The sequence below is a fragment of the Mesorhizobium sp. M7A.F.Ca.CA.001.04.2.1 genome (genome assembly GCF_003998485.1).
Taxonomy (GTDB): Bacteria; Pseudomonadota; Alphaproteobacteria; order Rhizobiales; family Rhizobiaceae; genus Mesorhizobium; species Mesorhizobium ciceri.
In genome coordinates this window covers 74,710-84,652 of record NZ_RZQT01000013.1, presented here as the reverse complement: position 1 = coordinate 84,652, position 9,943 = coordinate 74,710, and the positions used below count along the sequence as shown (strand labels likewise).

Here is a 9,943-nt window from a genome sequence, read left to right as displayed (position 1 = left end):
GGCTACATATTCGTGCGGCGCAGCTGCCGGCAGCGTCTTCGCTTCCGCGGGGGCTTCCGGCTTGACGGGCGCTCCGCCGCCGACATCGACCGGCACCGGTTCGGACGCTGCCGGCGCGGCCTGCTGCGTCGAATTTGCCTGGGCGACCCGGATCTCCGCCGGCGATGTCTGATCGCCTTGTTCGTTGGACGCGGAATGCTCGTTCAAGGAACCCGAAAAGCTGTCCAACTCGATATTGTTCGTCATGGCTGAAACCCCTCCGATATTTACCGGATAGAGACAGCGGCCACTTCTACTTTGCAACTGCCCCCTAATCTATTTCATATATTATGATATGCATTGCCTGGCATTTTTTACACGTGGTAAACCGCAACAATATAACCTGATATATGTTTGTTTCTGGAGGCCTCGTTGGCGGGCGATCAGTCGGCATCTTTTTGGTGAATCAAAGTATAAATTTGAATAAAATTTTAAATAAAATAGATGAAGACAGTTGCTGGATATTTATCCACCTTCCTTTCCAATAATTTGAGACAAGATTGGTAGCGTCCACAGTCAAAGGTGGGCGTTATGAAAAAGCAAAAATCGGTTCCGGGAAAAACCGGGCTCCAGATGCTCCTGCTGGCAATCGGGCTTGTCGGCCTGGCGGGGCCGTCATTCGCGAGCGATATCGCCGCACCCGGCAAGCCCCAGGAGAAGGTCCAGACGCCGCCCTGTCTCGGCGGTGTTTCACTGACGAGGCCCCAGCCCTGGCAGCCTGCGGACGCTTACCGGATCGGTATGGTCACCGGCAGCTATGGCCCGGATGTCGACCGCGGGGACGGCTCGTCAACGGCGCGAGATGACGCCGGGATAGATCCGGTGCAGACCGCGTCGATTATTCCAGGGGTCTTCGGATCGGTTGCCTTGTCCATGCGCAATTTTCCCGTCGCGGCGCGCTGGGCGCCTGTCTACCGGGCAATCACCGCTTGTTCGGCAGGCAGCCCCTGCGAGCACAAGAGCACGGCTTTTGCCGGCATGATCGCTGCCGCTCAAGGCAAGGGATTCAGCGAGAAGCTGTCCTTCGTCAACAGCAGCGTCAATCGCCTGATCGCCTACAGGAAAGACAGCCTCGTCTACGGCAAGCTCGACTATTGGGCGAAGCCTTCGGAGATTCTTGAGCGGCGAGCCGGCGATTGCGAGGATTTTGCCATCCTCAAGATGACGGCCCTGCTGAGGGCCGGCATTCCGACGCAAAGCATGGCGCTTGTCGTCCTCCAGGATCGCAAGAGAGGCTTCTTTCACGCAGTGCTGTCGGTGAGCACAGGCAGCGGCACCTTCATTCTCGACAGCCTCAGCAACACCGTTATGCGTGACAGCGATCTCCCGGATTACGTCCCGCTCTATTCGTTCAGCACGGACCGGGCCTGGATCCACGGTTCAAGACCGGGCGGCGCCCAGATGGCCGACATCAAGGGCGGTTTCGCAACCGTCGCACCCGGCGAAGGTTTTCAGCCATAGGGTTTCGGCCAGTCTAAGCCGTAGGTTCTCGCCAAGGACTGGCGGCATTCACCCGCCGAAGACGAACGCCATCAGCAGTTCCGGCTCGAGCACCGGAGCCCGCACCGCATTCAATTGCCCCCGGTAACGACGATCACCCGCGCCGATGACAAAACCGGTGGCCACCGGCGATTCGCCATTGGCGTCGAGCCGCGTGAAGATGTCGGCCACATTGAGATCCAGCGCCAGCTTGAGGTCGTGCCGTGCGTCATCGCTTGGGGCGATCGGCAATTGGCGTTTGACCAGTTGCTGGAACGGCGCGTTGAACGACAGGATCTTCTTCGACGAAGCCAGCGCAAAGGCCGGAGACGGGCACGCGACCAGTATGGCGTTGATGGTGTTGATCGATGCAAGCCTTCGCAAGGTCAGGTTTTCGTCGCCCAATCCACGCATGCAGGCCACCCTGATCGCGGATGTCAGATTGCCTGTCTGGGCCTGGCTTTCGGCGATCTCGTCGATGAGCATGCCGATCGTGCACTTCCTGCTTTCGGCCATCTGCTTCAGCGACATCCAGAATGCCCGCTCCAGACGAATGCCGCGCCGTATGCCGCCTCGCGCCACGACCCGAAACTCCAGCCCGAAATCCTCGGCGGCGACTGGTGCAAGCAGCCGCTCGCGATCGGAATGATGAGGGCTGGCGCTACCGCTCACTCATCGCCTCCTCGCGCGCTTTGTTGATCGGCTTCAGGAGGTAGTGCAGGATCGTCTTGCGCCCGGTCTTGATGTCGACCGAGCAGATCATTCCGGGGATGATCGAATAGGCCTTGCCGTCTCTTTGAAGCGTCGATTTGTCCGTCGCCACGCGCACCTGATAATAGGGCTCCCCCGTTTTCTGATCGACCAGGCTGTCGGCTGTGATGTTGGAGACCTTGCCCTCGATGCCGCCGAAGATCGAGAAATCATAGGCGGTGACCTTGATAAGGGCTTCCTGGTCGGGACGGATGAAGGCGACATCCCGCGGCGAGACCCGCGCCTCCACCAGCAACGTTTCGGAGGTTGGCACGATGCCGGCCACGACGGCGCCAGGCTGGACGAAGGCGCCGACCGTGTTCAGTTCCAGCGTGTTGACGATGCCGTCCACGGGAGACCGGATATCGGTGCGCGCGACCTTGTCGGTGGCTCCCCTTATGGTTTCATCCACCACCGAAAGGTCCGCCAGCGCCTGGGTAAGGTCGTCCAACGCCTCCTGCTGCAATTGCAGGCCGAGTTCCTCGACCTGAAGCTGGGCTTCCGTGATCGACGATTTGATCTTCTTTATCGTTTCGCCGGCAAGGTTCAGCTGGCCGTTGAGTTCGGTCTGTTCGCGCTCTACCCGGAGCTGCTCGGTCCTTGCCATCAGGCCTTTCTTGACCATCGCGTCGACGAGTTTTGCCTCCTGGTCGCTGACGACCAGGTTCTTAGAAAGACGATCGGAATTGGCCTCCGCCTCGGCAAGTTCCTTCTCGCGCTGATCGAGGCGTGACTTGAGCACGGACAGCTTGTTGTCGAAGTTCCCGCGCCGGGCGATGAGCAGCTTCTGTTCATTGTCGCAGATTTGCGGAGCGACCGACTGGATGTCCTGCGGGCACGGAAATGGGCCCGAGAGATTGCCGGCCTGTTCGTATTTCAGCCTTGCTATGCGCACTTCGAGCGCGCGCGCCTTGGCCTGCTGCTCGCCAAGGCTGGACGTGTTGAGCGTGTTGTCCAGGCGGATGATGAGATCGTTCTTCTTGACGACCTGGCCGATCGTCACGGCGATTTCCTGAACCACACCGGCCTCGCTCGCCTGGATGATCTGGGTCTTGGAAGCAGGTATGACCTTGCCGTCGCCGCGTGCGATCTCATCGACTTCGGCAAAGGACGCCCAGGCGACAAAAACGACGAAGAGCGCTCCGATGATGAATATGGACGCCGACGCAAACAGCGGCGGTCGATCTTCCCTGGCAAGCATTTCCCACGCCCCAACGCATTGGATGCAGCAATAATTGTTTTGTCAGGCGCTTGTTTTCTGCAACGCCTGTATGACTTGGTCCTTCGGTCCGTCGGCAACGATTTTGCCCTGTTCGATAACGATCAGGCGGTCGGCCAGTTCAAGCATGCTGAACCGATGTGTGGAGACGATCAGCGTCGTGTCGCGGTCAAAGGCGACTTTGAGCTGCTTGATCAACTGGCGTTCGGAAGCAAGATCCATCGAGCCCGACGGCTCGTCCAGAAAGACGATTTTCGGTTTGGTCAGCAGCAGGCGCGCGATCGCCACCGTCTGCCTCTGGCCGCCGGAAAGATTGGTGCCGCGCTCGCCGACATTCATGTCGTAGCCGCGCGGGTGGCGTGAGACGAAATCGTCGACGCCGGCCGCCTTTGCCGCTTCGATGATCTGTTCGTCTGTAGCCTCGGGGCATGCCATCAGGAGGTTTTCCTTGATGGTGCCCGAGAACAGGTCGCCGGCCTGCGCAACGATGCCGACCGCGGCGCGAACCTCGGACGGGTGATACTGGCGAATGTCGATCCCATCCAGCAGCAACTCACCGGAAGTCGGCAGGAAGAGCCGGCCGACCAGCCGACCCATCGTCGTCTTTCCCGATCCTATGCGGCCGATGATGCCGATCCGCTCACCCGGCTTGACCGAGAAATTCAGGCCGGTCAAAACTTCGTTTTCCGAGCCTGGATAGACAAACCCGACATTCCTGAACACCATCGCCCCCTTGCGGATGGGGCGGTTGACGAAGCCCACCGTGTCGGGTCGATCTTCCGGTTGAGCCATGATCGAATTCACCATCCTCAGCGAGAGCATGGCCTGGCGGAACCGGGACAACGTTATGGCGATCTGGCCGAGCGGCGCCACGGCCCTGCTCGCCAGCATCACCGTTCCTATGATTGCTCCTGTCGAAACATGCCCTTCCGAGAAGGCATAGGCGCCGGCCACGACCAGGGCGACGGTCACCAGCTGCTGTATGGACTGGGTGATGTTGCCCGCTGCCGCCGAAAGCTGCTTGATCTTCTCGGACGTGTTGGCGGCGTTCTTGGAGTGCTCTCCCCATTTCCGCAGCAGATACGCCTCGGCGCGCAGCGACTTGATGGTCTCCAGCGTCGAGATGGATTCGACCAGCAGGGCCTGGCGCTGCGATGCTTCGTTCATCGAGGCTGCGACGCGCTTGCCGATGCGGCGCTGAGTGACCAGGCCGACGATGACGGACATCACGAAGGCCAGCGCCGGTATGATCACCAGCCAGCCGCCTATCGCATAGATCACAAGGAGAAAGACGAAGACGAATGCCGTGTCGATGAACACGCTTATGGTGTTGGAGGTGAAGAACTCCCTGACGAATTCATATTGCGTGACCCTGTTTGCGTATTCACCGGTCGAGCCGGGACGCGCCGAAAGCGACGAGTTCAGCACTTTTTCGAACAGCAGATATGATATCCGCAGATCCGCCTTGCGGCCGGCATAGTCGATGAGGGAAGCCCTTGCCGTCTTCAAAAGCAGGTCGAACAGGATGACCGCACCGATGCCGAGAGCCAGGACCCACAGTGTCGATATCGCCTTGTTCGGCAGGATCCTGTCGTAGACGTTCATGGTGAAGATCGGCGAGGCTATGGCCAGCAGATTGATGAACACCGCCGCCAGGACGACTTTCGAGTAGGTGCGCCAGAAGGCGCCCATCGTCCCCGTAAGCCAATGTCTTCGCTCGATCCTGGCCGCCGAGCCGACCGACATGGTCTCGGCGGCATTGGCATAGGTGATCGAAAAGGAAGCGCCGCCGCTGATGTAGCTGGCGGCCAGTTCCGACCGGCCGATCGTGGTGCGGCCGTCTTCCTGGGGCGCGGTGATATACGCATCGCCTTCGCCTAAAGCCAGCAGGGCGACGGGCAATTGGCTGACGCGAAAGACGATGGCCGGCAGGTCGATACGCCCCCTGAGAAAATCGCGATGATTGAACTCGGTGACTTCCAGGCCGATGCGTTCGGCAAGGTGCCTGATGTCGTCGGCCGCAATTCGCGTGTCCGAGAGCGGCACGCCGGCAAACAGCACGGTCTCCGCGCTCGGCCTGCCGAGATATCCGGCAACGGCCGAGAAGCAGGCCTTGAACGCCTCCTTCGGGGAGAGGATGTTGGGTTGCTGGTTCACGATCTGCCCGTCAGGACGCTCGCTGGACCTTGTGCTGTCCTATTTCTTCCTCACCGGAGCGAGAATATCGAATGGCAGGTCGTTCTTCTGCTCCGATGGCGTCCGCGCATAGGTTTCTGTGTCCGCGGTTTCCGGTGCTGCGAACTCGGTGCGTGCATAGGCCGTCGCTTGCTTTGCCGGCTCGAGATTCATCGTTTTCAGCAACTGTCCGGTCGCGGCCAGGAGCCGGTACTGGGCAAACAGCGATGCGTAGGACGCGGTATCCGCCAGCGTTGCCGTGTTGAACCGTGTATTCTGCGCGTCGAGCACGTCGAGCAGCGAGCGCTGTCCGACCTTGAACTGCTCGCGATAGGAAGCAACCAGCTTCTCATTGGCAGCGGCTTGTTGCCTCAGGGTCTTTGCCAGATCGGCTTGCCGGAAACGGCGATCCCATGAGGTGCGAACGGCTTCCTCGATTTCGCGCTGGACCTGATGCAGCGCGAGACGCTGTTCACTGGTGCGGCGGATCTGCTCCTGCTCGTTGGCCTTGTCGATGCCACCGCGGTAGAGGTTCCAGCGCAGGACCACGCGCGCCTGCAGGTCGGTGGTGTCGCCATCGTCGCCGTCAATGTCGGTTCCTGCCCGGGCCCGACCTTCAGCGATGATGGAGGGGCCAAATTTTGCCCGCGCAGCGTCCACGAGGGAGGCCGCCGCGTCGATGTCGCTGTTGGCCATGTGTACGCGCGGATTGCTTTCCCGCGCCAACCCTATCGCGTCGTCGAGCGAGCGCGGGAGTGCGGCCGAAACATCGCCGGGCCTCGAAGGGCTGGTCAGTGGCTTTCCGACGGTTTTGAAGAAGCGGATCTTGGCCGCTTCCAGTTCCTCGGTCGCCTCCTGCATGCGCGCCTTGGCGGCGAACAGCCGTTCCTCGGCCTGTTGCCGGTCGGCCTCGTTCAGCGCGCCGCCCGAGATGCCTTGCCGGATGTCGCCGAGAATTGCCTGGTGGAAGCCCAGATTTTTCTTCGCTTCGGCAACGATCGAAGCCTGCAGCATGTATTCCAGATAGTCCTGGACAACGGACAGCCCGATGAATTCGGACCGTTCCAGCACGCGGAACGAAGCGCCATCGACGCGCGATGCCTGACGGTTCAATTCGGCCCGCCTTCCGCCGCTGTCATAAAGCGTCTGCGAAACGGTAAGATCCGTTTCAGCCGGATAGAGCGCATCGCCTTCGATGGAAAGAGAGCGCCGGGACGGATTGTCGAGCCGGCGAACGCCAGCCGATGCCTCGACATCGACACTGGGAAGATAAAGGCCCTTGGCTTGCCGCAACTCGAACTCGATGGCTTCGCGATTTTCGATCGCCTGTCCAATCTCGGGATTGGACTCCACCGCGACAGTCATCGCCTCCTTGAGCGTGAGCGCGTGAGCGCTGCCGCAGGTCAGCATGGTGGCCGCCATCAAAAGACCAAGGCGCCTGCCTATGGTCGACATGTTTGTCGTATTCATTAATCCCACCCTAACGTTTCCCCAGCGTCCTTTTCAGAGCGCTAACCAAGCCAAGGCCTGCCCGTCGGCGGATTATCCACAAATTCACGGAATGTGTGAGCGATTATTGATTTAGAGGGCGCTAAATAGCCTTTTTAAGCAACAAGGCTGCGAGATGTAGCAAAAATAGCACATAACGTCGGCTCGCTGCGGTTGTATCCAGACGCCGCATTCAGTGGGAAAGCACAAAAAACGGCAGGCCAGTGGGCCGGTATGGCCAGAATCATGGCCGGTTCGGATAGCGGCTGTCGATGATCCAACCTGAAGTTGAGCCCTTTTTCGGGCGCGTCCCTTTGGATGCCGCGCCCAAAAATACTCCATCGCGGCGGCCGGCGTACGCTTCATGTGGCTCACTGCGGCCAAAAGCTGGTCAGCGCGCACCCTAATTTGCGCTCAACGCCACCATGCGGTCGAGCGCCGCGGTCAGGCCGCGAAGCGACACAGGGAAGCTCAGCGGGGTCTCGGCGTCCGTCGTGACATTGAGCTTCAGCACCGAGCCTCCCCTCAGCTTTCCAAGCGTCGGCCGATCGACCGTAAAGACGGAGACGCAACCCGTCGGCAGGCAGGTCCTGAAGCGCTGCGGGGACAGCGGCGGTTGATCGTCGATCTGCAGCGTCACGCCCGGATCAAGGAGGATGCCGAAGGGCAGAAGCAGGGTAGCCGTCGTCGAACCGTCCGGGCGTGCCGCGATCTCCATGGCAAGAAGCCTCTGCCCGTTCTGCTGGACCTGGTCTTGCGCAAGCGAGCACACTCTCGCCTTTTCCCGTACCGAACAGGTCACGCTCCAGTCCTGATAGACCTCACGCAGCGATGAGGGTCCATCCGGGACAGCCGCCACCTGTTGCTGGGCAGACGCCGGCGACATCAATGAGAATAGAATCGCTCCACATGCGGAGACGGCCTTCGGGCCAAGCTTCATGTGCAGACCCATTCGCGGATCTTGCATTTCTCTCCCGTCGCCTCGCAGGCCTGCAAAGCGAGATCCTCCGCTTCCCGACGGGTCTCGGCCGAGTTCACGCCCCAGGGCGTGAAACGGTTCTCCACTTTGTCTGCCACGGCAAGCGCACCGCAGTGCTTGTAGGGAAAGCCGGTCTCGTCGTCATCATTCCAATGGCGATGGTTGCGGAAGACGGTGACGACGTTGCAGGCCTTTCCGCCTGCGTTCTCGCAATATTTCTGTGCGATGTCCTTCGCTTCCTGCCGCTTGTCGGCGCCCCAGAAGAAGCCGTATTTGCTATCGGCCTGCGAATAGGCAATGGCCGCCCATATGCCTTTTTCCTCCTGTTGCGGTTCCGATGGGGCCACAAGGTCGGCTGAGACGACTTGTCCGCTCCACAACAAGGTCAAGCCCAAAACTGCCAAAGCCTGCAATCTCATGGTCGGCATCCTTTCCTTGACCTCACTCGCTTCGCGTCCTACTTCGCCGCCGAAGCAAGGGAGATCACCACACAGCTTTTGCCCGTCGGCAGGAGAAGCGCTTCACCGGCATTGCCGCCGAGCTCGTAGACCTCGACCTGCCCAAGATGGTCGGTGATCTTGCTGCCCTGCGGCAGGATGGATGCGATGTCGGCGCACGGGCTGGCGAATGGCGCCACCCGCACCATCGCCCCTTCGCAACCCGTGGCGGTGGGCGATGCGAAGACGATGCCGGCGGCCGGTCCGCTATAGCGTTCCGACGCATAGTCCATGCCGACAAAGGCCTGGATGGCGTGCTTGTCGGCGGCCTGGTCGTTCCACAGGGATTTGACGCTGTATTTCGTGCCGGTCGTCAGGATCTGTCCGAGCACTGGATAGACGGTCGAGCAGGCCTGCACACCGGCCTGCTTGACATGCTCGAGGAAGGGCGTGTCCGGAAGCACGGGGGCCGCCGCTGTTGCTGCAGGTGCGGCCGTCGCGCCGCCGACCAGATTGGCGACCGCGGCGTAATTCCCGGCGGCGAAGCCAAGCCCCGCCACGACCAATCCCAGCAGTGAATATCCGGCCGCGCGTGGCCAGCGCCTTGGGGGCTCGGCCCGCCTCTGCCGATCCGCCTCGACGCTAGGAGTGCGTTTGGCGGACGTGAACTGGTCCTGCTGGCTCATGGTGGCGCCTCGGTTATTTGAGTGGTGAAAGGGCGTCTGACAGCCCCTTGAGCGTTGCGGTAACGGTGATCGTCTGCCCATCGACCGTCGAGTAGGAGATCGCCGGCGTCGCGTTCTGCGATATCTGCCGGCGCATGACGGGGCCGACCGGCAACATGCCGACACAGACCATTTCGTTGCAGCCGTTCAGCTGCACGTCGATCGGCTGCTTCTGTCCATCGAATTTCACGGACACCAGGCCATCGCTCCTGGCGTTCGGGGCGGTGCGCAGGATCATGTACGGCTTGCCGTCCTGGGTGGCGGCAAGCGACCAGCTGAAGGCCATCTTGCCGGACGCGTCCTCGATGATCTGCGAGACGTTGCAGACCTTCTTGCGGGCTTTGAGGTTCTCGTCGCAGATCAGCGTCCAGTTGTCGAATGGGCGTATGGTGCGCTGGTAGTCTCCGAGCTTCACCTCGGGCGGGAGCACCACGTCCGAAGGCTTGATCCTGTAGGTCGGCGCAACCTGCCCGGCGGCCGGCACGAGGCCGCCGCAAAGCGCCAGGCAGGTCAGGGCAACAAGTCCTTTCATCCCTGCCTCAGTTCAAGGTGAAGCTGATGCCGGCGCCGACGCCGACATGCCCACCCGCTGCCGTGCCCGACAGGTTGCCGCGGATGCGGCCGTCCTCGCTGGTGTAGCCCGCACCGAAGG

11 protein-coding genes are annotated in these 9,943 nt (G+C 61.0%); 1 reads left to right on the top strand and 10 read right to left on the bottom strand.

Annotated features, from left to right (window positions below):
• On the bottom strand, positions 1-246 hold a 246-nt coding region (locus tag EN955_RS06860; RefSeq protein ID WP_206523747.1), incomplete at its 3' end, for a hypothetical protein.
• A gap of 324 nt (positions 247-570) precedes the next feature.
• Between EN955_RS06860 and EN955_RS06855 the strand changes: the two genes are divergently transcribed.
• A complete protein-coding gene (locus EN955_RS06855; RefSeq protein ID WP_024502653.1) occupies positions 571-1,500 on the top strand; it encodes a transglutaminase-like cysteine peptidase in 930 nt (309 codons plus the stop codon).
• Between the two features lie 48 nt (positions 1,501-1,548).
• On the opposite strand, the gene EN955_RS06850 is transcribed toward EN955_RS06855, so the two are convergent.
• From EN955_RS06850 to EN955_RS35280, 9 genes are all read right to left on the bottom strand, one after another.
• Positions 1,549-2,190 (bottom strand): ribbon-helix-helix domain-containing protein, encoded by a 642-nt coding sequence (locus tag EN955_RS06850; RefSeq protein WP_024502654.1) that lies wholly within the window; start codon positions 2,188-2,190, stop codon positions 1,549-1,551.
• Positions 2,180-3,469: an HlyD family type I secretion periplasmic adaptor subunit gene (locus EN955_RS06845; RefSeq protein WP_013529846.1), complete on the bottom strand. Its 1,290-nt coding sequence runs from the start codon at positions 3,467-3,469 to the stop codon at positions 2,180-2,182. Before EN955_RS06845 ends, EN955_RS06850 begins: the two co-directional genes overlap by 11 nt.
• A 42-nt stretch (positions 3,470-3,511) precedes the next feature.
• Complete coding sequence (locus EN955_RS06840; RefSeq protein WP_013529845.1) at positions 3,512-5,644, bottom strand: type I secretion system permease/ATPase; 2,133 nt, start codon at positions 5,642-5,644, stop codon at positions 3,512-3,514.
• 39 nt (positions 5,645-5,683) lie between these two features.
• Positions 5,684-7,132, bottom strand: a complete 1,449-nt coding sequence (locus tag EN955_RS06835; RefSeq protein WP_024502655.1) for a TolC family protein — start codon at positions 7,130-7,132, stop codon at positions 5,684-5,686.
• 421 nt (positions 7,133-7,553) lie between these two features.
• On the bottom strand, positions 7,554-8,102 hold the full coding sequence (locus EN955_RS06830; RefSeq protein WP_027161456.1) for an invasion associated locus B family protein: 549 nt from the start codon (positions 8,100-8,102) through the stop codon (positions 7,554-7,556).
• The gene (locus tag EN955_RS06825; RefSeq protein ID WP_013529842.1) at positions 8,087-8,548 is read right to left on the bottom strand and encodes a DUF4189 domain-containing protein; all 462 of its coding nucleotides are present in this window, start codon (positions 8,546-8,548) and stop codon (positions 8,087-8,089) included. Before EN955_RS06825 ends, EN955_RS06830 begins: the two co-directional genes overlap by 16 nt.
• A gap of 38 nt (positions 8,549-8,586) precedes the next feature.
• Positions 8,587-9,252 carry a hypothetical protein gene (locus EN955_RS06820; protein WP_024502657.1) on the bottom strand — a complete coding sequence of 222 codons (666 nt, stop codon included), beginning with the start codon at positions 9,250-9,252 and terminating at the stop codon, positions 8,587-8,589.
• A gap of 13 nt (positions 9,253-9,265) precedes the next feature.
• Complete coding sequence (locus EN955_RS06815; RefSeq protein ID WP_024502658.1) at positions 9,266-9,823, bottom strand: invasion associated locus B family protein; 558 nt, start codon at positions 9,821-9,823, stop codon at positions 9,266-9,268.
• Between the two features lie 7 nt (positions 9,824-9,830).
• The coding region (locus EN955_RS35280) for a YadA-like family protein (protein WP_245492837.1) at positions 9,831-9,943 on the bottom strand (113 nt) is incomplete at its 5' end.

Coding starts and splice junctions, on each gene's coding strand:
- EN955_RS06855 (WP_024502653.1), top strand. CDS start 571: ATGAAAAAGCAAAAATCGGTTCCGGGAAAAACCGGGCTCCAGATGCTC.
- EN955_RS06845 (WP_013529846.1), bottom strand. CDS start 3,469: ATGCTTGCCAGGGAAGATCGACCGCCGCTGTTTGCGTCGGCGTCCATA.
- EN955_RS06835 (WP_024502655.1), bottom strand. CDS start 7,132: ATGAATACGACAAACATGTCGACCATAGGCAGGCGCCTTGGTCTTTTG.
- EN955_RS06830 (WP_027161456.1), bottom strand. CDS start 8,102: ATGGGTCTGCACATGAAGCTTGGCCCGAAGGCCGTCTCCGCATGTGGA.
- EN955_RS06825 (WP_013529842.1), bottom strand. CDS start 8,548: ATGAGATTGCAGGCTTTGGCAGTTTTGGGCTTGACCTTGTTGTGGAGC.
- EN955_RS06820 (WP_024502657.1), bottom strand. CDS start 9,252: ATGAGCCAGCAGGACCAGTTCACGTCCGCCAAACGCACTCCTAGCGTC.
- EN955_RS06815 (WP_024502658.1), bottom strand. CDS start 9,823: ATGAAAGGACTTGTTGCCCTGACCTGCCTGGCGCTTTGCGGCGGCCTC.